The sequence below is a fragment of the Ensifer adhaerens genome (assembly GCF_020035535.1).
GTDB lineage: Bacteria > Pseudomonadota > Alphaproteobacteria > Rhizobiales > Rhizobiaceae > Ensifer.
Window position 1 is genome coordinate 548,981 of sequence record NZ_CP083351.1, and the last position, 20,164, is coordinate 569,144.

Annotated in this window: 23 protein-coding genes and 1 pseudogene; 13 read left to right on the forward strand and 11 right to left on the reverse strand. The window is 58.6% G+C overall.

Annotated elements, in window-relative coordinates; translation table 11 throughout:
• Positions 1–79 precede the first annotated feature (79 nt).
• Positions 80–709, reverse strand: a complete 630-nt coding sequence (locus LAC81_RS37250; RefSeq protein ID WP_223730587.1) for a hypothetical protein — start codon at positions 707–709, stop codon at positions 80–82.
• Between the two features lie 320 nt (positions 710–1,029).
• On the opposite strand from LAC81_RS37250, the gene LAC81_RS37255 reads away from it, so the two are divergent.
• Together LAC81_RS37255 and LAC81_RS37260 are read left to right on the forward strand one after the other, a co-directional pair.
• Positions 1,030–2,778 carry a hypothetical protein gene (locus LAC81_RS37255; protein WP_223730588.1) on the forward strand — a complete coding sequence of 583 codons (1,749 nt, stop codon included), beginning with the start codon at positions 1,030–1,032 and terminating at the stop codon, positions 2,776–2,778.
• A gap of 395 nt (positions 2,779–3,173) precedes the next feature.
• Positions 3,174–3,488: a hypothetical protein gene (locus LAC81_RS37260; RefSeq protein WP_223730589.1), complete on the forward strand. Its 315-nt coding sequence runs from the start codon at positions 3,174–3,176 to the stop codon at positions 3,486–3,488.
• Between the two features lie 125 nt (positions 3,489–3,613).
• Here the strand turns inward: LAC81_RS37260 and LAC81_RS37265 are convergent, their stop codons facing one another.
• Positions 3,614–3,820 (reverse strand): hypothetical protein, encoded by a 207-nt coding sequence (locus LAC81_RS37265; protein ID WP_223730590.1) that lies wholly within the window; start codon positions 3,818–3,820, stop codon positions 3,614–3,616.
• Positions 3,821–4,408: 588 nt separating this feature from the next.
• On the opposite strand from LAC81_RS37265, the gene LAC81_RS37270 reads away from it, so the two are divergent.
• From LAC81_RS37270 to LAC81_RS37285, 4 genes are all read left to right on the forward strand, one after another.
• Positions 4,409–5,518 carry a flavodoxin family protein gene (locus LAC81_RS37270; protein ID WP_223730591.1) on the forward strand — a complete coding sequence of 370 codons (1,110 nt, stop codon included), beginning with the start codon at positions 4,409–4,411 and terminating at the stop codon, positions 5,516–5,518.
• A 235-nt stretch (positions 5,519–5,753) separates the two neighbouring features.
• On the forward strand, positions 5,754–6,335 hold the full coding sequence (locus LAC81_RS37275) for a nutrient deprivation-induced protein (RefSeq protein WP_223730592.1): 582 nt from the start codon (positions 5,754–5,756) through the stop codon (positions 6,333–6,335).
• Positions 6,328–6,747 carry a phage holin family protein gene (locus LAC81_RS37280; RefSeq protein ID WP_223731063.1) on the forward strand — a complete coding sequence of 140 codons (420 nt, stop codon included), beginning with the start codon at positions 6,328–6,330 and terminating at the stop codon, positions 6,745–6,747. Before LAC81_RS37275 ends, LAC81_RS37280 begins: the two co-directional genes overlap by 8 nt.
• On the forward strand, positions 6,744–7,688 hold the full coding sequence (locus LAC81_RS37285; RefSeq protein ID WP_223730593.1) for a DUF3618 domain-containing protein: 945 nt from the start codon (positions 6,744–6,746) through the stop codon (positions 7,686–7,688). Before LAC81_RS37280 ends, LAC81_RS37285 begins: the two co-directional genes overlap by 4 nt.
• Before the next feature lie 399 nt (positions 7,689–8,087).
• On the opposite strand, the pseudogene LAC81_RS37290 reads toward LAC81_RS37285, so the two are convergent.
• Positions 8,088–8,348, reverse strand: a pseudogene (locus tag LAC81_RS37290) (pyridoxamine 5'-phosphate oxidase family protein); the annotation flags it as partial.
• Between the two features lie 453 nt (positions 8,349–8,801).
• On the opposite strand from LAC81_RS37290, the gene LAC81_RS37295 reads away from it, so the two are divergent.
• The 3 genes from LAC81_RS37295 (at position 8,802) to LAC81_RS37305 (ending at position 10,495) form a co-directional block, all read left to right on the forward strand.
• Positions 8,802–9,077 (forward strand): hypothetical protein, encoded by a 276-nt coding sequence (locus LAC81_RS37295; RefSeq protein WP_223730594.1) that lies wholly within the window; start codon positions 8,802–8,804, stop codon positions 9,075–9,077.
• A complete protein-coding gene (locus LAC81_RS37300) occupies positions 9,031–9,774 on the forward strand; it encodes a hypothetical protein (RefSeq protein ID WP_223730595.1) in 744 nt (247 codons plus the stop codon). Before LAC81_RS37295 ends, LAC81_RS37300 begins: the two co-directional genes overlap by 47 nt.
• Before the next feature lie 466 nt (positions 9,775–10,240).
• Positions 10,241–10,495 (forward strand): hypothetical protein, encoded by a 255-nt coding sequence (locus LAC81_RS37305; protein WP_223730596.1) that lies wholly within the window; start codon positions 10,241–10,243, stop codon positions 10,493–10,495.
• Positions 10,496–10,921: 426 nt separating this feature from the next.
• Here the strand turns inward: LAC81_RS37305 and LAC81_RS37310 are convergent, their stop codons facing one another.
• Complete coding sequence (locus LAC81_RS37310; RefSeq protein ID WP_223730597.1) at positions 10,922–11,125, reverse strand: cold-shock protein; 204 nt, start codon at positions 11,123–11,125, stop codon at positions 10,922–10,924.
• A gap of 184 nt (positions 11,126–11,309) precedes the next feature.
• Positions 11,310–12,185 (reverse strand): 3-hydroxybutyryl-CoA dehydrogenase, encoded by an 876-nt coding sequence (locus LAC81_RS37315; RefSeq protein ID WP_223730598.1) that lies wholly within the window; start codon positions 12,183–12,185, stop codon positions 11,310–11,312.
• Positions 12,186–13,109: 924 nt separating this feature from the next.
• On the opposite strand from LAC81_RS37315, the gene LAC81_RS37325 reads away from it, so the two are divergent.
• Together LAC81_RS37325 and LAC81_RS37330 are read left to right on the forward strand one after the other, a co-directional pair.
• Complete coding sequence (locus LAC81_RS37325) at positions 13,110–14,249, forward strand: trans-sulfuration enzyme family protein (RefSeq protein WP_223730599.1); 1,140 nt, start codon at positions 13,110–13,112, stop codon at positions 14,247–14,249.
• 205 nt (positions 14,250–14,454) lie between these two features.
• Positions 14,455–14,916: an NUDIX hydrolase gene (locus LAC81_RS37330; protein WP_223730600.1), complete on the forward strand. Its 462-nt coding sequence runs from the start codon at positions 14,455–14,457 to the stop codon at positions 14,914–14,916.
• 96 nt (positions 14,917–15,012) lie between these two features.
• On the opposite strand, the gene LAC81_RS37335 is transcribed toward LAC81_RS37330, so the two are convergent.
• Entirely contained in the window at positions 15,013–15,159 is a 147-nt protein-coding gene (locus LAC81_RS37335) for a DUF1127 domain-containing protein (protein WP_113536282.1), read from the reverse strand.
• 499 nt (positions 15,160–15,658) lie between these two features.
• Between LAC81_RS37335 and LAC81_RS37340 the strand changes: the two genes are divergently transcribed.
• Together LAC81_RS37340 and arsK are read left to right on the forward strand one after the other, a co-directional pair.
• Positions 15,659–16,000, forward strand: coding sequence for an ArsR/SmtB family transcription factor (locus tag LAC81_RS37340; RefSeq protein WP_223730601.1), 342 nt, complete (start codon positions 15,659–15,661; stop codon positions 15,998–16,000).
• A gap of 19 nt (positions 16,001–16,019) precedes the next feature.
• A complete protein-coding gene (arsK, locus tag LAC81_RS37345; protein WP_419195921.1) occupies positions 16,020–17,219 on the forward strand; it encodes an arsenite efflux MFS transporter ArsK in 1,200 nt (399 codons plus the stop codon).
• A 28-nt stretch (positions 17,220–17,247) separates the two neighbouring features.
• Here the strand turns inward: arsK and LAC81_RS37350 are convergent, their stop codons facing one another.
• The 5 genes from LAC81_RS37350 to arsC all read right to left on the reverse strand — a co-directional run bounded on the left by LAC81_RS37350 (position 17,248) and on the right by arsC (position 20,162).
• A complete protein-coding gene (locus LAC81_RS37350) occupies positions 17,248–18,018 on the reverse strand; it encodes an SDR family NAD(P)-dependent oxidoreductase (RefSeq protein ID WP_223730602.1) in 771 nt (256 codons plus the stop codon).
• Between the two features lie 255 nt (positions 18,019–18,273).
• The gene (locus LAC81_RS37355) at positions 18,274–18,465 is read right to left on the reverse strand and encodes a DUF6494 family protein (RefSeq protein WP_223730603.1); all 192 of its coding nucleotides are present in this window, start codon (positions 18,463–18,465) and stop codon (positions 18,274–18,276) included.
• Between the two features lie 107 nt (positions 18,466–18,572).
• Positions 18,573–18,854, reverse strand: coding sequence for a GDCCVxC domain-containing (seleno)protein (locus LAC81_RS37360; RefSeq protein ID WP_419195922.1), 282 nt, complete (start codon positions 18,852–18,854; stop codon positions 18,573–18,575).
• 182 nt (positions 18,855–19,036) lie between these two features.
• Positions 19,037–19,765: an arsenical resistance protein ArsH gene (arsH, locus tag LAC81_RS37365; protein ID WP_223731066.1), complete on the reverse strand. Its 729-nt coding sequence runs from the start codon at positions 19,763–19,765 to the stop codon at positions 19,037–19,039.
• Positions 19,740–20,162, reverse strand: a complete 423-nt coding sequence (arsC, locus tag LAC81_RS37370; protein ID WP_223730604.1) for an arsenate reductase (glutaredoxin) — start codon at positions 20,160–20,162, stop codon at positions 19,740–19,742. The genes arsH and arsC overlap by 26 nt, the downstream gene beginning before the upstream one ends.
• Between the last annotated feature and the right edge of the window lie 2 nt (positions 20,163–20,164).

Here is a 20,164-nt window from a genome sequence, read left to right on the forward strand (position 1 = left end):
GAATCGGTTAACAAATGGTTAACGCAGAGCGGTGTGGTGACCTCGCATTTCCGGGTCGCTTCTTTATCTGTCAGCCAGCCTAAAGCGTGTCGTCGAGGTGTCGGAATTGCGCGATCGCGCCTGCGACCAGCTCGAATTCCGCGTCAAAGCCATTGATGAGCTCAACGAATTTTCTTTCGATTTCTCCGGGATCGCTGATGTCGCTCAGAGCAATCGAGTTTCGCCGCAGGAACCGCGAATAAAGCCGTCCCTTGTCAGAGGCACCGGGCAAGAACTGGATCCGCTTAAGGCCTTTTGCCGATGCGGCCGTGCTGATGGCTTCGATGATACCTGCGCGCACACGATGGTTCGAAACAGGGCCGACTTCGGCATTCAGCCTGAGATATCCCTTGGCATCGAGATCGCCGGCCCGCAGTTCGACAAGGCTGATAAGCGGATAGCCTGCCCACCAGTTTTCGCAGCCACGCCATGTGCTCCTCGTCTTGTCAAATTCCTGACGCCATCGCGCCGGCAGGAAGCTGACCTGGCTCCTGGTAAGGCCAGAAAACATGAACTCGCTGTTGCCAATTCTGACCAACTTCTCTCGCGCCGGGTTGTTGCCAAACAGCCTGTGCACGGCGGGCTCAAAGCCCGAACCGGCATTGTCCTCCTTGATGAGGCCCAGCACCTTTTTGTGATCCCGATAGAACGCACGCGCAAGGTTTTCCAACTCGGAGCTTTTTTTGTTCAATTGGGGAAGTTCCTCCAGACACCAAGTCGTCGTCAGTCGCGAGTATTTTATAGGACCTACCTGTCCCCAGAGACAGGATCGAGTCAATGGCTACGCAAAAGTGTCACCGCTTCACAACCTGTGGCCGATGATCGACAATGGCCGCGCCACCCAAGGGCGCCCTCTTGACGGACCTCATTGCGCGACTTCGTCAATGACGCAATTCGCGCGCCGTGCGGCGCATATGAAGTCGGCTCGGGCGCACAATCCATCCACTATGCGCGTCATCCTTCGCCTCGAGAACGGATAGTCAGATCACGATGAACATTGCGCATATGCAGGAACAGCGATTGAAGGCACTCGAGTTGACAAACTCCGGAGCTCCGAGACTGCCATCCAATCCCTTCTTCGGTGTCGGAGCTATTACGGATGCGGCCACCGACGAAGTGGACAGCCGCCTTCGGCGCCTGGCGTTCGATGCCTGGATCGAGAAGACCTATCGCAAGTTTGACGACAGGGGGAATGACATTGGCGGCTTCACCACCGCCGAGATCTCCCGCAGCATGCACCGCGGTTATCCGGCCGACAAAATCCTCACCGACATGATGCGGTCTATCCATCGCTACTTCGGTTTCCCGAAGACCAATCGCATGGCCGTCGGGCTCGGCGGCGGACACAGTGGCTTTACTGTCTGCGTGCAACATCTGATGAACGCAAATGACGCCTCGCAGCGCATTTATGTCGACACACCGCGACCGGAAAGCGATCCGTCCAGGGCCGCTGGCTTCTTCCGCCAGTCCTGGGCAACCCAATTGATCGAGATGCAGCGCTTCGCCGAAAACGGTTGCGAGAGCCGTATCCATTTCGCCGACAGCGAAGGCATCATTCCAACCGCAGAAGAGCTGACCAGCCTTGGCGTTTCGATCTTCGTCGGTGTCGGTCACGAAACGACCGGTGCCAATGCCTATACCAGCCGCGAGATCGGCGAATTGCTGAAGTGGATCGACGGCGATCCGCAACACCGTCATGCGGTGTTCGATGCGACCTCGATGCTCGGGGCAATGCCGTGGGAGCCCGAACTGGTGGCCGCAGTGATGGCCAAATGCTGCCTGTTCATGCCGTTCCAGAAGGCGATCGGCGGTGTGTCGGGCTACTTCGTCGCCTCGTTTACGCCGCATGCACTGGCACTCATCGAGAAGAACCAGCAAGATCCCCCCTGGGCGATCCCGCGCCAGCTCAAGATCGCTCCGCCGGTCGATCCGAGACAACCCTTTTCAGCCAAGCGCTCTGTTGACGCCGGACCGTTTTATGACGCCAGCGAAGACCGCATGCTTGGTGGCGTCATCAACACCTATAGCGCGCTTGCCTTTGCCGAGACTACGTTCGGGCTTTTGCAGTCTGAAGCCCGGGTCGGCTCTGTCGTTGACCTCAACCGCCGTTCGGCAGCCAACCGCAAGGCGATCGACGAATGGGTCCAGTCCAACGCCCTTTTGTCGTTGACGGTGACCGATCCTGAGCGCCGCGGCGCCGCAGTGACGCTCCTGAAGGTCGAAGACGACGGGATTTTCGATCCCGACATCCACGCCCGCATCATTGCCCGCTCGAAGCAACTGCTCGGTTATGAGGGCATTACCCATCCAAACGGCGAGTACGAACGGGGTCTTGATGCTGCTCGCTACGTCAACGCCTTCCCGGGCACGCCAGGCGACTATCGCGCCTGGGTTGGCGGCATCCGCGAGCCGGAAGACGTCGTCGCCCTCCTCGAAAATCTAAAATACGCCTATCTGCGGGCCAAGATCGTCGTCCTTGAAGAGGAACTGGCCAAGAAGGGCGTTACCTTCGAAGCGCTCAAGACATCGGATGGTTCGATGCGCAAGGACGATCCGACGCGCGCCTATACCGTGCTCGTCGCCGACCTGATTGGCTTGCGCTTTGACGCCGCCGGCAACCCGGATCACAGCGAAATCAAGGCCTATGTCGAGGAGAAGGGCGGTGTCTTCCATCTCGGGCCGCTCAATGACCGTTCATCGCTTGAGAAGGGCAGGGTTCATTTCTTCTACCAGCCCTGACCGGGCGGAAGCGTTGGTTCGCGCGCATCTCGATCTATCGCGCAGGAACATGGCGATGTATGCCGCCCCGGAAGGCATGGCAATTTCTCTCGGCGTGTAACCGTTGCAAGGTGAGGGGACTTGAATTTGTTTGACCCTTTTAATGGGTCATTTATGGCAGAGAACCGGATTTATGGCCCATTAAAAGGGGCATTAAACAAGTCGGCGCACGCGCTCTCGTATAAAACTGAGCCCAGGATGGTCGCTCTTGCGAGCGAGTAGCGCTGGAGCAAGGCAGCACGGACTGCCGTCGTCAGGACCCCACAATAGGACCGTGGCCTTATTTTCTCCGGTCCACACGTTAGCATCTTCTGGCAAAGAGGCTGGTCTCACCGCAACAGTCGGCTGGGGGACGCATGAAAAGTACTGAAGACGTCATTGCCGAGTTGACCCGTGCCGCGCTCCACGTTGACGCCCTGTCGGAAGGTGAAAAGCTCAGCGTGATCGCCCGTGCCTACGTCACGATCCAGGAGGGCTGGGAAGTGCTCGGACAGCCCGAACGACAAATTGCGTCACTCGAAACCATGGACGTCATTCGTGCCGGCGGAGTACCGGTCCATCTCTACGATGATGAAATGCGTGCGATCCTTGAGGAAGCGATCAAGGTCATCCAGCAGATCGAGGCGGCCATGCAGGCGAAAAAGAACGCGACAGGCGCATCCGATCCTTGACGACTGCCGACGCCAATCTCGATCGAAACGCTACTCTGGACCGACCGCCGGCGTCGGCCACATCCATGCCTCTGCGTGGCGTCACCCTCCATTAAGGTAGTTACGGCGCCTCCCGGTGGCTGAGCCTACTCGCCGACGAGGCCATCGAAGACTTCAAGCATGGCATCGCTGATTGCCTTGCCGAGCGCCGCTGCGGTCTCAGTCAACGCTTCTTCGTTTGCTTCGCGGGCGGCGATCGCAAGGGCTGCGCCTTCGATCGCCACGATTTCCTGCGCGCGTTCAATTGCCCAGAGTGCAAAATCGCTGCGGTTGCTGATTTCGATCGTTTCCATGATTTCCTCTGAAAGTGAATGAAGTTCCTTACACCGTTTGTGCAGCAAACTAAGTGTCCTCTGGCGGCTGGCAATGCCGAAGCAGCCTCATGGCGTGACCTCTGCAGCATAAATGTGCCAGATGCCAGGAACATCACGCAGTGCGGTTTCGCCTCGTGGGTGAAATTTGGCTCCCGAGCCAACCACCAAATCTCTCACCGTTGATAGGCGATGTTCAGTCCGTCACTTCTCGCATAGTGCGTGCTCGGTCGCATGGTTGAAGATAGCACGCCTCTAGCGGCTGTGCTTCTCACCATCTTGGGCCAGTGCCTGCCGCAAATTGACCATCCTTTCCCAAGGAGCTGTCTGACGCCGGGGCCTAGGACACCCGAATTTTTGCTAATCACAACGGGTTAGAAATCCACGTTCGTACTCAATGCGTTCTCAGATCGTTCAATGAGTATTAGGAGTTAATCTCTGCTTCGCGGGTCAACTATTGGGCGAGCTCGCTGCGGTCGCGCGATCTGGACCACCACCTCCAACGCGCCCTGAAAGGAACAATCCCAGGCTTGACCGATTGGGAAGGCATCCACCACGGGGATCAAGCTGATGGGAAAACCTTCTGGTAGCGATGTTCCTTCGACAGCGACCGAACCGCGCAAGGGAACGCCAAGTCCACGACTGGAGGAAGCCGAGTTTCGCCGGCGTTTCCTTACCCGGTTTCAGGATCCGGCCTTCGAGGCGCTTCAAGAGGAACTCAACAAGATCGCTTCCGCGGCATGGGACGCTTACGAACAGGAGCGAAAAGCCCCGCGAACGCAAAAGGCGGGCGCCGCCTTCAAGGACCCGGACTACGATCTCTCTATCGACTGGCTTGCAGCCCGTTCGGACATCCAGGATGCGCAAAAACGCCACGATGACCCTGATGCCCCCGCCCGCATCCTCCTCATCAGTGGATCATCGCGCAGCGAGCATACGTGCCCCGGCGAAATGTCGAAGACATACCGGTTGGTGAAAATCGCCAAGGAGACGATTGACGACATGACCGGCATGGCAACGACCGTGCTCGAACTCAATCGGCTTGCGTCGGAATATGGGCGAAGCATCCACCCCTGCAAGGCGTGTTTTTCGACCTCGCCAGCACTCTGCCACTGGCCCTGCTCGTGCTATCCGAACTATTCGCTCGGGCAGGTGCACGACTGGATGAACGAGATCTATCCGATGTGGGTTGAGGCGCATGGGGTGATGATCATAACGCCGGTCAACTGGTACCAGGTTTCCTCACCGGTAAAACTGATGATGGACCGGCTTGTTTGCGCTGATGGAGGCAATTCGGATCCGACATCAACCAAGGGGAAGAACGCGGCACTGGCCAAGGCGCTGGAACTAGAAGGTTGGAGCTACCCGCGGCATCTCGCGGGCAGGGTCTTTTCCGTCGTGGTCCATGGCGATGCTGCTGGCGTCGAGAATGTTCGGCGCAGCCTTTCGGACTGGCTGTCCGATATGCAGCTTCAAGCAGCCGGGCCGCTGGCCGAAATTGACCGCTACATCGGCTATTGGAAACCTTATGGGTCGAGCCATGAGGAACTGGACGCAGATGAGGCAGTGCAGGACGAGATCCGCAATGCTGCTCGAACCTTGGCGCAAGCGGTCTCAGCCAAGCGGGCCGGAAAGCGTTCATCACCGGGAAGCGACCTCACCCAGCCAAGGGACAAGTAGTCGAGATTTGCCTGCTCAAGGAACGTCCCGAGCGTTGGCGCTGCATCCCCCACAGGCAGGTGTCGACGTATCTTGTTCCTTGGCGCATTGCGTTTCGCTCACGCCATTGGAAAAGAAGGGTTTCCAATTCCTCTAGGGGACCTCCTGGCCGCGCAAAATCCAAGGAACAAGGATCAAATTGGCGGGTTTGAAGCGCACTAAGCCGGGCTGCAGCCCGTTCGAGGAGGAGACCGAAATGATAGACGACCCCAGGGATCGCAGACCCCAGTTGCAAGAAAGGCTATCGCCGTCGCAAGAGAGTAATCGGCAACAGGAAGACGTTGACAACAATTCTATCGATTGGCGGGCTGAAACGCGGACCGAAAATCGAGCCGGTGGAAATTCACCAGCGAATGGACCGGCCACCCAGGCTAAGGCGGCCGCGTCCCAGGTCGTGGATCATGAAAAGAGTGCGCTTGCCCGTCAACTTCGCGGTCTTGCAGGCGCCATGGAAAAGGTCGGGGCTGAACTTCGCCAGTCGGACCAGCCAGGACTTGGACGCTATACGCAGCAGATCGGCAACTCGATCGGACGGCTGGCGCACGACTGCGAAGACAAGGAACTGGGCGAAATAGCGTCGATGGCGGAAGACTTCGGGCGCAAGCAGCCTTTGGCCTTTCTTGGCATGGCAGCGATTGCCGGCCTGGCGGCAAGTCGCTTCCTGTCGGCTTCAGCCGAGCGGACCCACAACAATCCGGAAAAACCTCGACCAAATCCTGGCCCTCCAGGCGGAAAGGATGGCGATTGGGACTTTGAAAAGGAGCTGGGCGATGCTTAACCCTCGTGACGAACGGTCCCTGCCGGATCTCATGACAGGATTGGTGACGGATATTTCCGGGCTTTTCCGAAAGGAAATCGATCTCGCCAAGGCGGAGGCCGGCGAAAATCTCGATCGGGCAATCGGCAGCCTTGAGACGCTCCTTGTTGGGCTCATCTTTGCCATTGCAGCCATTGGCGTGCTTTTAAGCGCCGTTGTGGTGGGGCTTGGCGCGTTCTTGATCGCGCAGGGAATGCATGAAGCCAACGCCCACGCCTTATCGGCGATTATCGTCGGTGCTTTCGTGGCGATCCTTGCATGGGTGATGATTTCGCGCAGCCTCACAAAGCTTGGAAACCGCAGTGTTCGCTTCGACAAGACAACGGCGTCCCTCCAGCGTGACCTTGATGTGGCCAAGGAGACAGTACGATGAGCGCCGACACCCATTCACCTGCCGAATTACAGCGCGAGATCGAAGCCGATCGGCAAAGGATTGAAGAGAAGCTTCATGCCATCCAGGAGCGGATGTCGCCTGGCGAATTGATGGATGAGTTCCTTGCCTATGCGAGGCGCAACGGCGGAACCGAGTTCCTGAGCAACCTTGGCGTTGCGATGAAGGCAAATCCCATTCCCGTTGCGCTTACGGGTATCGGTCTGGCCTGGCTCCTTGCAGACCCGGCGTCCCGGGCGCCCCAAACTGCAGTGAAGGACAATGGTGTAGACGACTATCCGCTCGCGTCCGTGAATGGCGGCTTGCGGCGCGTTGGGCCGGTCGAGGCGAATTTCGGTGAGCGATATAGCCATTTCGAAGATCAAAATGGCAATCGCTTTAGGGCCCGCACTGATGCCGCTGGTCGAAGGGCAGGTCACTTCGTCGACCCTCAAGGTACGGTCTATCGCGGCTTTGCCGACGCCACGGGACGCGCCGTCGATGAAATCCGCGACGAGGCAGGCAACGTCTTCGACGACGCCTCCGGATGGGCGTCGTCAACCTGGCGAGAAATGAAAGGTGCAGCAAGCAGCCTTTCAGACAGCATAGCTGGCACCGGCCGGTCGATGGCAGACAGTGCCCGGGGTATTGGCCAGACTGCCCAGACCCGAGGAGCGGAGTTGAATGCGGCCATCTTGAAGAACTTCCGCGACCAGCCTCTCGTTGGAGGTGCGCTTGCCTTCGCAATCGGTGCTGCGATCGGTGCCGCGCTGCCCGCAACCGCGCTGGAGGATGAGACTGCCGGCAAGGCTGCTGACCGGGTTCGCGATCAGCTTGCAGCGACTGCCGATGCAGCTGCAGAGGGTGCGATCGAGGGCGCGAAGGGAGCTCTCGATGACACAGCCAGAAAACCACCGCATGACATGGTTAGGGATCGCCCGTAGGGCGCCCAGCAGAGATGCAGTTTGCCTGAAAATACAGCCTTGCAAGCCAAGGACAGCCGGCCCCGCAATACGAAAGACAAGGGTGGCCGGCTGCGACGTCGGCGTGATGCGCCGTCTGCTTCGGTCCGCCGCAAAGTGGACCTTCGTTGCTTACCCGATCACCGACCCAAAGTCGACGAGAAGGGCAGGGAAGGCCATGCAAACAGTCTATATGCAGCGCTTGGTGCGCCTCAAATGCAACAGCGTGATAAATGCGGGACAGCCTACCAGAAAGAGCAAGCGTTGGGGGCGCCTTCAGTCCCGGGGCCCCCTCGTCGCATCGTTGGAGCATAGGATACGAGGGGAGCAACTTTTTACCATGGCGTCGGTCCGGGCTCGGCGAAAAATGAGGGTTGGCGCTCAGCTAAGATCCACCTGGCCGACATTGTCTTTGTAGTCGTCTTTTGGATCCACGCCGAACAACATTTTGACGCCAGCCCAAAGGCTGGACGCATCCTTCCAGATTTCCGCGTGCTCAGGTTCCAGTCGCAAGAGAACCAGCTTTGCGTCGCCCTTGCCACCTTCATACCAGGCAGCGACGAACGGATTCCACAGTCGTTCGATCGTTGCGCGGTCATTGTCGATAACAAGGTTGCCGTGGATCGCTGCGAAGACATCGTGTCTGCAGCGCACAGAGGATCTGATCTCGAGGGCCGAGGCAGTCGGGGTTGGGGCATCTTGAGCGAATCCAGCCGGCTGAATGAGGTTGCGGCGGGGACGTCTGGCCAAAAGAGTTTGTTGACCCGCTACTCTACAAATCTCTGGAACAGACCTTTCCTCTACTCTTGTCTGATTGGAAGCCGGCGTCCGGTAAATTGGAGCCCTAGGGCAACAATGGAGAAGTTGGATCGCCTTTCGAGCAGCGGTTCCCGGCGACCCCTCGGCGAGGAGATCCGTATCACCACTCGGGGTCACTGGCGGCTTCAGGTTCGAGGTCGTTAACCGAACACTGGCATAATCGCGTGAAGGGCGATATCAAGCCGTCGTGTCCGCCACGAACCCGTCCCACAATCTTCGAGCCGCATTCAATCCGCTCGAACGGGGACGAAGGGAAGCGAAAATGAAAGGCGCGCCATGAGCCTGACCACCGGCTTGAGCGATCGATACCCGCACCTGGGGTTCGACGAACGTCCATTGGCGGTCCAATGCGGCGCCGGTTGGCTGGGCATCCTGCACGCATTCTTCGTCGACGCCGACAAAGCCATGGCTACAGGCGGCTCATTCACGCTGTTAGAGGTGAGGGGGAAGGTGGGGGGCTTGTGCATCGACCTTGCCACGGCAGACCTCGCGCCCGAGGCTCACCGTGCGATCACTGATGCTCAGCGGTTGGCATCACTGCGATCCCTTTAACGTCTGCGAGATCTGCGGACGCCGGGGACAGCTGAATACATTCGGCGGCCGCTGGAAGGTCCTCTGCAGCGACCACGCAGATGGTGCACTTGGTCGGGGTGATCATCTCGAAGGCCCACGTGTCGCACTCGATGTCTATTCGCCCGAAACAGATCCGTTCGTAGCAGCGCGGCCAACTGTTAGAGAGTTCGACACAGCTCCTATTGTTGAAGGATGGCTGATCGAGGAGCAGGGTGGGGGCGGCCCGCGTCCCTGGCTATATGGATGGTTTTTCGGCCAGCCTGGTACGAACAACGGCGAGCATGGGGCCACGGATCCCATCGTGCAGATGGACGACATGGTGCCTCCGCGGTGGGCGCGGACAGAAAACGGACTTTACCGGCTCGGGAATTATTACCCACCGGCCGAACGCGAGATACGTTACTGGGCGCAGAAGCTCGCCCGACGTCCTGTCGTCTGTGGCGAGCCTCCAGGTGGCAGCCACGACGTTGAGGCGATGCTTGTCTTCCTCCGCTCGACCGGCCGCCTGCGATCGATGAAGATCGATCGCATGGAACATGCCTATAGCGAAGAGCAACAACGCCATAGTTCGGTTCAAGGGATGGTTCGATTGGAAACCCAGAGCGCAACGTCGCTTGGGGCTGGGGCGCGCTCTGGGGATCACAAGCGCCAAGTGCGGCTGACGCTCAACCAGTAATGGTGAGATGGTTTGGATTCGGCAATAGGGCGGCTAAGACCTTTTACGCGGCTGCTCAGACTTAAGTCTTCGATCGTGGTTTGTTTAAGTATCGCAGATGTTTAGCGATGTTCGCGTATGTTCTTCACCCACTTGGGCGAACGCCGCCTGCGTGAGCATGTTTCGTGCTCAGCCCGTTCCGCACCCGTTCACCCATATTTCAGAAGTTGTAACATTTCGCGTGGGTGGTCGAACTGCCATCGGCAAGACCTTTGGGGTTGGGCTTTCGGTCCCCGTCGAGATTGAGAAGTCATCGATCGTCAGACCAACCACCGGAGTTATGAGAGGTTCCGACATGGACGAGTGCCAGTGGTGCTTAAAACCGAGCCCGACAGGTGTCAGATCACGATTATGTGTCCTCGCCGCGGGAACAGCGGTTTCGCTCGTTGGTTGGCACGACGTTGAGCGCTTTGAAGAGGAGATAACGATGCTGAAGACGCTAGGGATTGCGGCTTTTCTATTTGCCCTTGCCGGGCCTTCTGCCTTTGCTTTGTCCGATATCGTCTGTGACCAATCGAACATGACCAAGCTCGAAAACGATGTGAAGGGCATGAAAGACGAGATGAAAAAGGACTACGCAAACAAGGAACTGGCGATGGCAAAGAAAGCGCTTGCGTCAAACCAGAGCGACAAGTGCAAGACGCATATGTCGAATGCGATGAAGGGAAATGACCCGATGTGACGGCTGCGGGCCATGAGAAATGGCCCCGCCTGAGAAAGGACGGGGCCACGAAGCATGCATGTACAATACGTCCCGAGGGGGAAGGGTGTCGGGACGTCTTAAAAACCTTGGTCGCTGAGAGAGGTTCCCGACCGGCAGTTTTTTCTTTCATCTGCAGGCAAAGGAAGACTGTACGCCAATGGATCGAAGGGAATATCTAGTCGCCGTCAAGGTACAGTGAAGCTGGGCAGGTTCGAGCTGGGAACCTTCGGTGCTTTGCGGCCGACGGTTCGGCACTGCATGTGAGGCTGAACAAATGGCCGAGCAACGTTGAGGCGGAAGCGCCCCGTTTAGTTGATCCCCTTGGAAGGTCATTTGATTTCCGCGCCTGCAATGCATGTCGCGGAAATCAGTCAGGGTGCTACCGGCCCCCTTAACAAGGCGCCGTCAAAAAGGTCTGACGTTTTCAGCCTTTGTTTTCCCGGTCTTGCGATCCTGTCCGAGATCGTAAGATACCGCCTGACCTTCTCTTAGCACGTCGCCGTATTGAAGTGCGGAGACGTGAACGAATACATCAACGCCGGACTGATCCGGTGTGATGAAGCCGAAGCCCTTGTCTGCATTGAAAAACTTTACTTTGCCCGTCGGCATCATGACCCCCTGGTTAATTGCGAACAGCCTAATGTTCATGTGTCGGCGATTCAAGCTAGGGGTATGGCAGAATCTTTAGTTATTTCAACGCGCTCACATGTGGACAACTGGGTTTATCGGTGATCGCGCATGCGCTGACGTGACGTGAAGGATAGTCAGCGACGACAATTCGTCGCTCGCAGCTTCAGCGGCTGGGCACCGGCGATTGCCCGCGATAGTCGTAAAAGCCCTTGCCTGATTTTCGGCCAAGCCAGCCGGCTTCGACGTATTTGACGAGCAAAGGGCAGGGGCGATACTTGCTATCTGCCAGACCATTGCGCAGCGACGTCATGATGGAAAGGCAGGTGTCGAGACCGATAAAGTCGGCAAGCTCGAGCGGTCCCATCGGGTGATTGGCACCGAAGCGCATGCTGTTGTCGATATCGAGAACCGAACCGACCCCTTCGTAAAGAGCATAGACCGCTTCATTGATCATTGGGATGAGGATCCGATGGACCGTGAAACCCGGGTAGTCTTCGACGACAACCGCGGTTTTGCCGAGGCGCTTGATGACTGCATCGACGGTGTCGAATGTTTCCTTGCTGGTCGCAATGCCGCGGATAAGCTCAACAAGTGGCATCGAAGGGGCCGGGTTCATGAAGTGCAGCCCCATGAACTGCTCGGGCCGATTGGTTACGCCAGCCATGCGCGTGACCGAGAAGGATGACGTGTTTGAAGTGAGAATTGTTTCAGCCTTCAGGTGGGGCGTCAGATCCGCAAATATCCGATGCTTGACGGCCTCGATCTCCGCTGCGGCCTCCACGATGAGGTCGCTGGTGCCGAGATCGCTGAGGTTCGTGGTTGTCGAAAGGCGGGCCAGGGCGCCCTTCTTATCGGCAAGGTCAACGTTCCCGCTTGCGATCATTTCGTCGATCTTCGCGGCAACGCTAGCGACCGCGGGAACGAGGGCTTTCGCATCGACGTCCGTCAAAGTGACGTCGAACCCTGCAAGAGCGAAGGCACACGCTATGCCGCTGCCCATATTCCCTGCGCCGACAACGCCGACAGTCTCGATTGTCAAGTGTTCCTCCCCATCCAACTGGGCAACTGTGGTCTGGTTTGACGGCAGGTGTTGTTTCGAACTGAGCTTTCCCAGCGCCTGCACATCGGGCACGAAGAGCCTCCCGCTCCTGCCTCCCGCTCGGTTGCTGTTGTTCATTCCATCGGCCCCGCCAGTGATCGAATTGTGGCATCGCCCTGAGCTTTCACCATCGACCAAGCGAAACACTCACCTCCGCCCAGACGAGAATGATCAAAGCAATTTGCACGGTACTTGGGGGCGACAGAAGGGAGGTCTTGCGCAGCGATGTCAATCCAATGTCGTGCATATTTCGGCGCGGGACCATCGGAATCATGACCAAGCGTAGTCAATATAAATCTGCTGGTTGAGTCTAGAGTTTGGCCCTAATCTCAAGGTGCTGAGGGTAAGGCGATCTGACCCCGACGTGCGGTTCCCTTTGGCGTCCGGCTGGTGGGGATCGGATCGGTAAGTCCGGGTGCGCAGGTCCCGCCTGTCAGGGGGCGGCGCTGCTACCTTTTCCCGCTTTGCCCGATCGAGCAGCGATGCAGCGCTGGTCGAACGGAGACGGGTCTTCTTGCTCCTGAACGTGCTATCAGCCCAGACACATCAGAAGGCCACATCGCGACCTGGCGTCTTGGCGCGTGCATTGACAGCTTCAACGAGCTGATCGTCCCATTTGGGAGCGCCAAGCAGAGCTTCGAGAAGCGTTCGCCGACCAACGCGAGAACATCATGGTCATCGGCCGACAGCGCGCCGGCCGTTCGCCAAGCCTGTAGCGTGGTCTGTGGACCTTCCTGACGCGACATTTGCACCACCTGTTAGAATTCGTTCTTGGCGCCCTGCAGTCGCCATTCCATAGTTCGCTGCGCGTAACCTACGCTATCACGCTAAATAGTCCAATTTGTCTTTCAATCGGAGATGGAAATGAACTGGTCGAAGGCGAGCCTGCTTGCACAGGCGATGGGAAAGATCGACGAAACGACGCGTGCCGTTACCCCGCCAATCCACGTGACATCGACCTTCATACGGGACCCCGATAACGAGTACAGGTCGGGCAATGTCTATGGCCGCCCGGACAACGAGACGGTGCGTGAGGCGGAAAGCGTCCTTTCAATGCTTGAGGGCGCTTCGTCCACGCTTGTATTTGGCTCCGGAATGTCGGCAGCCACCGCCGTTTTCTTAGCACTTAAGCCAGGTGACCATGTGGTCGCGCCAAAGGTCATGTACTGGGCGCTTCGCAATTGGCTGATGAACGATGCGGTGGCATGGGGGCTGAACGTCGACTTCGTGGACATGACGGATCTCGACACCGTTGCCGCAGCGATCAAGCCCGACATCACGAAGCTTGTTTGGGTCGAAACTCCCTCAAACCCATTGTGGTCGGTAACGGATGTTGCCGCTGTTGCAGCAATGGCCGAAGCGGCAGGCGCGAAGTTCGCCGTAGACTCGACGGTCGCAACTCCGATCCTCTCACAGCCCCTGGCGCTTGGTGCCGACATCGTCATGCACTCGGCAACGAAGTACCTGAATGGGCACTCGGACGTGATCGCGGGTGCGCTTAGCACGAAACGCGACGATGCATTCTGGGGCCGCATCAGACGCAACCGGTCGATGCTCGGACAAATCCTCGGGCCTGTCGAGGCATTCCTCCTTTTGCGAGGGATGCGCACTCTAGACCTGCGCGTCCGCACCCAGAGCGCATCGGCCTTGACGCTGGCTGCACGTTTTGCGTCCCATCCGCGTATTCTGGATGTCCTTTATCCCGGGCTTCCGTCTCATCCCGGGCACGAGTTGGCAGCGCGCCAGATGTCTGGGGGCTTCGGCGGCATGTTGTCGATCAGGGTGCGGGCCGGTGAGGAAGCGGCCATCAGGACCGCAGCCAACGTCCGTCTCTGGAAGCGCGCGACTTCGCTTGGGGGCGTTGAATCGCTCCTTGAACACCGTGCATCCATCGAAGGTCAGGGATCGCCTTGCCCGACCGATCTGCTGCGACTTTCGGTCGGGTTGGAAAGCCCCGATGATTTGATCGTCGACCTTGAAGGGGCGCTGGACGTCAATTCGTGAGGTGTCCGATAAAATCATAGTGAAATCGTCGTTCCGCTGACGATAACCGAAAGACCTCAACACTTTCGGGTCGAGCTGGCGCTCATTGATGGAGCGACGTATTTCGGGATCCTTGTGTTGAGTTCCGCGAAGTTCCGTCTTAAAACTGTTGGCGTATAAGCCGAGCCTTCATCTGTTTTCCATTCGCCTCAACGAGTGAGCGACGATGCAAACGATACTCGCCTCTGCGCTGCCAACCGGTGTAAGTACCCTGCGTCCCGCCCCCGCCGCGGTTGTTCAAGCGGGTGCCATTTGCTACCGCCGAGCGCGTGCAACTGATGGATATGATGTACTCTTGATTTCTGGTCGCAGCACCGGGCGCTGGGGCATTCCAAAGGGCCACTTGGAAGCCGGAGAAACCACCAAGGGCGCAGCTGCCCGTGAAGCATTCGAAGAGGCGGGTGTGGTTGGGGTTGCAACTGAACATTCAGTGGGTGGGTTTACGTATTCCAAAGACGATGATGCTCTGGTCTACCGGGTTCGCGTGCACCTGATTGCGGTTCGCGCGATCGCTTCTGATTATCCGGAACGCAGCGTCCGCTCGAGCCGCTGGGTGCCGGCTTCAATCGCGGCCTACGAAGTTGGTCAGCCCGGACTTCGGAACCTTCTTGTGCGCATATTGGGATAGCGCACTGGTCCCGCTACCAAAATCGAAACCCCTAAAAAGTAAAAGCGCCCGCAGGAGATGCAGGCGCTTGGCAATTATTCAGTCTTTGAGGTCGCCTTAGCGGGCGAAGGCCGTGCGTGCGACACGGTCGATGTCACCACGTTCGATGCCGAGGTCGCGCAGTTCCCGGTTCGACATGCGGCCCAACTCGGTGACCGTCTGACGATACTTGCGCCAGTTGTTGATGGAGCGTGCGATGTTCATTGGATCCCCCTTTCAATGGGCTTTCGAAGCCTGGCTGCCAGTCCGTGGCGCCTCGTTCCGCTTCGACGAACACCTTATAGCTCAGGCCCTTGGTAAGCTGCAGCGCTCAAAACTCAGCGCTCCCATGTGGGAAATGCATAGGCCGACCCGATGTTGAAGGTAATGACCTCAGACAATCGCCTCAGCACCACACCAAATTCCGCGGCGAGAAGGAGACACTTTGGCCACGCGCGGTTTAATCCGCCAATGGCTATACCTTCGACAATCTGAAAACAGCGCTTGCTCACGGGAGAAAGGAACGAAAGGCGCGCAAATAGCGCTGCGCTAGAGTGGCGTAAGGCGTAATGCCTCTCGAGCTTGTCAGCAAGCGGGGTGGCTATTGATGGCAATCCTCAAAAACAGTCCCAAGGCGAGGTGTCGGTTCTGTCTGAATGGATATTGTCGGCCGCGCACTTTTTGCGTATATCCTCAATTTCAACGATTCAAGGATTGTTGAAATATGGATGAGCGTCAAGCCCTCGCGTCCTTCGCCGCACTCTCCCAGGAAACCAGGCTGGCCATCGTCAGAACGCTGGTGGTCGCGGGCCCGGATGGGCTCGCCGCCGGCGCGATCGCCGAGCGCATGGGCGTCTCCCCATCGAACGTGTCATTTCACCTCAAGGAGTTGGACCGCTCCGGCTTGATCTCACAGCGTCGGGCGTCGCGTTCGATTGTTTACAGCGCAAGCCACGACACACTTGCCGACCTCCTGACCTTCCTGATGGAGGATTGCTGCGCAGGACATCCGGGCATCCGTGGATCGGTAGAACGGTCGACGGGATGCTGCCCGTCCGAAGCGTAGGCCACCGAGGAAACCGGCATTGCACACGATCAAGGTTCCAGCAGGTATCGTCTGCGCACTCGGTGTCACGCAGATCGTCGGCTACGGCACTCTCTACTACTCCTTCAGCATCCTGGCACCTGGGATGGCCAACGACCTGGGCATCAGCCTGGAACAGGTCTTTGCCGTCTTTTCGCTCTCCTTGTTCATCGGCGGCCTGTCGGCTCCGTTCATCGGAAGGTACATGGACAGGATCGGCGCTGCGGCCGTCATGACGATAGGCTCCATGCTTTCCGCCGGCACTTTGGCGCTGTGTGCCTGGTCACCGTCGGTCGCAATCTTCGCGCTCGCGATAGTCCTCCTCGAAATTTCTTCGGGCATGGTCCAGTACCAGGCCGCCTTTGCGACGTTGGTTGAGAGCGAACCCCGTTCGGCCTCGCGCAGCATCACGTATCTGACCTTGATCGGCGGCTTTGCATCCACGATCTTCTGGCCGATCGCCGCGGTCCTGACCGGATACCTGTCATGGCGGGAAATCTACCTGGCATTTGCAGCGCTGAACCTTATCGTCTGCATGCCGCTTCACTGCTGGATCATGCTCTGTGCAAGAGCGAGTTCCAAGCAGGAGGGAGCAAGACCCCGCGAGGTCGTCATCGGCGCGCTCGAACCTGAGGCGCGTCGCCGCGGTATGCTCCTGGTGTCCTTAGCCTTCTCGCTTTCGGGTTTCACACTCGCCGCGATCCTTGCGCACATGGTGCCGATGCTCGGCAGGATCGGACTTGGTAGCGCGGCAGTGGTGATCGGTTCGCTGTTCGGTCCGGCACAGGTCATGAGCCGTCTGATCAACATGGTCTTCGGAAAGAGCTTGTCGCCGCCTGCGTTGGCGATTGTCTCCGCGGCGCTGATGGTCGTCGGTGCGGTGATACTCGGGTTGTCGCGTGATTGGCTGCCTGGTGCCGTGGCTTTCGCCATCTGTCTCGGCCTTGGGTCGGGGATCAACAGCATCGCTCAAGGGAGCCTGCCGCTCTATCTTTTCGGGTCAGCGGGCTATGGCGCTATCACGGGCAAGATGGCTGCCGCAAGGTTGGCGACTGGCGCGGCCGCCCCGTTTGCTTTCGCGGCCGCGATGACCCAGTTCGGGACCGCCATATCCCTTTTCGTCATCGCCGCGCTGGGTACGCTCGGAATCCTGGCGTTCGTCGCTGTCGCCTCATCGGTGCGTCGCGACAGCGTTGCCTGATGACGGACGAACGTTCGGCCCCGTGGCCTCAGGCGATGGACCATCCGCCGTCCACCAGCAGGTTCGCGCCGGTGATCATGCTCGCAGCCGGCGATGCAAGGAAGACTACGGCACCCACCACATCATCGGTTTCCCCGATCCGGCCGAGTGGAATGTGATCGACCGTCGCTTGGCGATTTTTGGCATCGGCTAGAAACGGTGCTGTACCATCCGTGTGGATGAACGTCGGCGATACGGTGTTTACGGTGACATTATAGCGTGCCCATTCGGCTGCAAGACAGCGCGTGAGGTGATTAATTGCCGCCTTGCTCATGCAATAGATTGTCTCTCCGCGCAGTGCGACCGTACCGGCCTGTGAGCTGATACTGATGATCCGGCCCCCATTTCGCGCGATCATGTGACGGCCCACTGCCTGTGTCATCAGGAAGGTGCCCTTGATGTTGACATCGAGTATCTCGTCAAGGTCCTTTTCCTCAACGAGTTCCGCGAGATTGCCCGGGGCCACGCCGACATTGTTGACGAGAACATCGATCCGACCGAATGCAGAAACCGCCGCGTCGACGGCTTGTGCGATATGGGCCTTCTTGGGAATATCCAGTTCTACGGGGAGAACCTTTCGTCCCGCACCCTCGAGTTCGGCGATCAGGCCCGCTGATGCTGCGACATCGCGGACCCCCAAGACAATATCTGAGCCTGCTGCAGCACAGGCAAGTGCGCAAGCACGTCCAATGCCACGGCTCGCGCCCGTCACCATAGTCACCTTGCCCTCAAGGCTGAAATCCGGCGCACTCTTCCCCATCATTGCCTCCCTCGATGAAGCTCATTTATTGCAGCGTCGGCGTGCGGCCAGTTTTCTGCTCATGTCGCGCACGCGAAGTCCGTCCGATCAACGTCACGCTTGTCGAGAACGACCTTGGGGCAGTGGTGCGCGGGCTGTAGGCTTGGCTCGGTGGGGAGATTGAAGCTTCCGGACCAGTGCGGGCGCGATGCCTGGCCGATCTTGGTCTCATTGTTGAGTATCGGCATGGGCGTTTCGATCTCTGCTTCGCCAGACCTATGGAAGTTCGATCTCACCGTTCACTACGTGGTTGAGACCGGTGCCCTCCGCCGTCAGCGTCATGCGCACCTTCAGCTTCTCGCCGCCGAACTGCCCCTCGCGCACCGCCTCTTCGATCTTACGCTGCGAGGTGACACCGACTTCTTTCAGGAACTTGGGGATCGACATGTTGAAGGCGTCTTCGCTCATCGTGGAACTCCTCTGCGTCCGTGAGAGAGCAGCGTTGGCGCTTGTCTTTCGCCCGGAATGCGCCGACATAGTCCAATAGGGATGTCAGCCTCGCCTCTCATCCCACGTTAGGAACCGACGCAACAACTTGCGGCTCCGTTGTTATGTTTGGCCTCCTGGATTGGCGGGCAAGGCGCGTCGCCAAAGGAACAGAACACACAGCAGTCCCCGGATTCTGGCCGGAGCATCGTACCGCATCCATTGCAATCATAGAAAAACTGACAGGCGTCGGTGGGCATCGTTTCCGTAGCCCGCTGGCCGCAATTCGGACAGGTGAGGGTTGATCGAAGCTGTATCGTCACTCTTTGTGCCTCGGCAACGGATGCCTTCAGATGACGCCCGTCATCCATCGCTGAATAGCCTATTGGAAATATCGCCTCGTGCATAGTTTTGCGTCATGCGCGCTAGGTCAGTCTTTCGAAAGGCTGCAATGGGCCGCCATAACCGGACAAGGCGTTGGTTCGCTTTGGCCAAATAGCGGTCACTGCGATTGCAAGATGACCGCTATCGGAACATTGCCGATGGCGTTTGACTAAATCGACCTCAGTGACACCCGCTTCTCCAACTCGGCAGCGTGCTCCTTCCGCTCGCTATAACGGTCGGTCAGATGCGCCGAAGCGTCCCGTGTCAGCAGCGTGAACTTCACCAGTTCCTCGCAGACATCCACGACGCGGTCGTAGTAGGACGACGGTTTCATCCTGCCGTCGGCGTCGAACTCCTGGTAGGCCTTGGCGACGGACGACTGGTTGGGGATCGTGATCATCCGCATCCAGCGGCCGAGCACGCGCATCTGGTTCAGGGCGTTGAAGGACTGGCTGCCGCCGGAGACTTCCATGATGGCCAGCGTCTTGCCTTGCGTCGGCCGGATCGATCCCAGCGACAGGGGAATCCAGTCGATCTGGGCCTTCATGATGCCCGTCATCGCGCCGTGGCGCTCGGGGCTAACCCAGACCTGGCCTTCCGACCATTGCGACAGGTCGCGCAGCTCCTGCACTTTCGGATGGCTGACCGGAGCCTCGTCGGGAAGCGGAAGCCCCCTCGGATCGAACATCCGCACCTCGCACCCCAACCGCTCGAGCAGACGTCTGGCTTCGTGCGCCAACAGGCGGCTGTAGGAAACCTCCCGGAGCGAGCCGTAGAAGATCAGGATGCGCGGCTTGTGCGTCGAAAACGCTGGACGCAACGCGTCTATGTCAGGTTGGCGAAGATGCCGCTCCTCCAAGGCGGGAAAGGTCTCAGACAACGCGCTTGCCCTCCTGATCGAGGACCTGCTCGCCATCTTCCTTGAAGAAGGCTCCCTTGAACGCATCCGGCAGGATGTCGAGAACGACTTCGGAAGGGCGCGCGAGCCTGGTGCCGAGTGGTGTGACGACGAACGGACGATTGATGAGGATCGGGTCCGTCAGCATCGCGTCGAGCAACTGGTCGTCCGTCAGCTTCGGATCATCGAGGCCCAATTCCGCATAAGGCGTACCTTTCTCGCGGATCGCCTGCCGGACGGTCAGCCCGGCGTCAGAGATCATCGTTGCCAACTCGTCGCGCGCCGGCGGTGTCTTGAGATACTCGATGACATCAGGTTCGATCCCGGCTGCGCGGATTATCTCCAGCGTGTTGCGGGACGTGCCGCAGGCCGGGTTGTGATAGATGGTGACGTCCATTG

Bases quoted from the DNA above. Each gene is read 5' to 3' on its own strand.
- LAC81_RS37270 (WP_223730591.1), top strand. From the start codon at position 4,409: ATGGGAAAACCTTCTGGTAGCGATGTTCCTTCGACAGCGACCGAACCG.
- LAC81_RS37350 (WP_223730602.1), bottom strand. From the start codon at position 18,018: ATGGGGAAGAGTGCGCCGGATTTCAGCCTTGAGGGCAAGGTGACTATG.
- LAC81_RS37260 (WP_223730589.1), top strand. From the start codon at position 3,174: ATGAAAAGTACTGAAGACGTCATTGCCGAGTTGACCCGTGCCGCGCTC.
- LAC81_RS37355 (WP_223730603.1), bottom strand. From the start codon at position 18,465: ATGAGCGAAGACGCCTTCAACATGTCGATCCCCAAGTTCCTGAAAGAA.
- LAC81_RS37305 (WP_223730596.1), top strand. From the start codon at position 10,241: ATGCTGAAGACGCTAGGGATTGCGGCTTTTCTATTTGCCCTTGCCGGG.
- LAC81_RS37295 (WP_223730594.1), top strand. From the start codon at position 8,802: ATGAGCCTGACCACCGGCTTGAGCGATCGATACCCGCACCTGGGGTTC.
- LAC81_RS37275 (WP_223730592.1), top strand. From the start codon at position 5,754: ATGATAGACGACCCCAGGGATCGCAGACCCCAGTTGCAAGAAAGGCTA.
- LAC81_RS37265 (WP_223730590.1), bottom strand. From the start codon at position 3,820: ATGGAAACGATCGAAATCAGCAACCGCAGCGATTTTGCACTCTGGGCA.
- LAC81_RS37285 (WP_223730593.1), top strand. From the start codon at position 6,744: ATGAGCGCCGACACCCATTCACCTGCCGAATTACAGCGCGAGATCGAA.
- LAC81_RS37325 (WP_223730599.1), top strand. From the start codon at position 13,110: ATGAACTGGTCGAAGGCGAGCCTGCTTGCACAGGCGATGGGAAAGATC.
- LAC81_RS37255 (WP_223730588.1), top strand. From the start codon at position 1,030: ATGAACATTGCGCATATGCAGGAACAGCGATTGAAGGCACTCGAGTTG.
- LAC81_RS37310 (WP_223730597.1), bottom strand. From the start codon at position 11,125: ATGCCGACGGGCAAAGTAAAGTTTTTCAATGCAGACAAGGGCTTCGGC.
- LAC81_RS37280 (WP_223731063.1), top strand. From the start codon at position 6,328: ATGCTTAACCCTCGTGACGAACGGTCCCTGCCGGATCTCATGACAGGA.
- LAC81_RS37330 (WP_223730600.1), top strand. From the start codon at position 14,455: ATGCAAACGATACTCGCCTCTGCGCTGCCAACCGGTGTAAGTACCCTG.
- LAC81_RS37360 (WP_419195922.1), bottom strand. From the start codon at position 18,854: ATGGATGACGGGCGTCATCTGAAGGCATCCGTTGCCGAGGCACAAAGA.
- LAC81_RS37340 (WP_223730601.1), top strand. From the start codon at position 15,659: ATGGATGAGCGTCAAGCCCTCGCGTCCTTCGCCGCACTCTCCCAGGAA.
- arsC (WP_223730604.1), bottom strand. From the start codon at position 20,162: ATGGACGTCACCATCTATCACAACCCGGCCTGCGGCACGTCCCGCAAC.
- LAC81_RS37335 (WP_113536282.1), bottom strand. From the start codon at position 15,159: ATGAACATCGCACGCTCCATCAACAACTGGCGCAAGTATCGTCAGACG.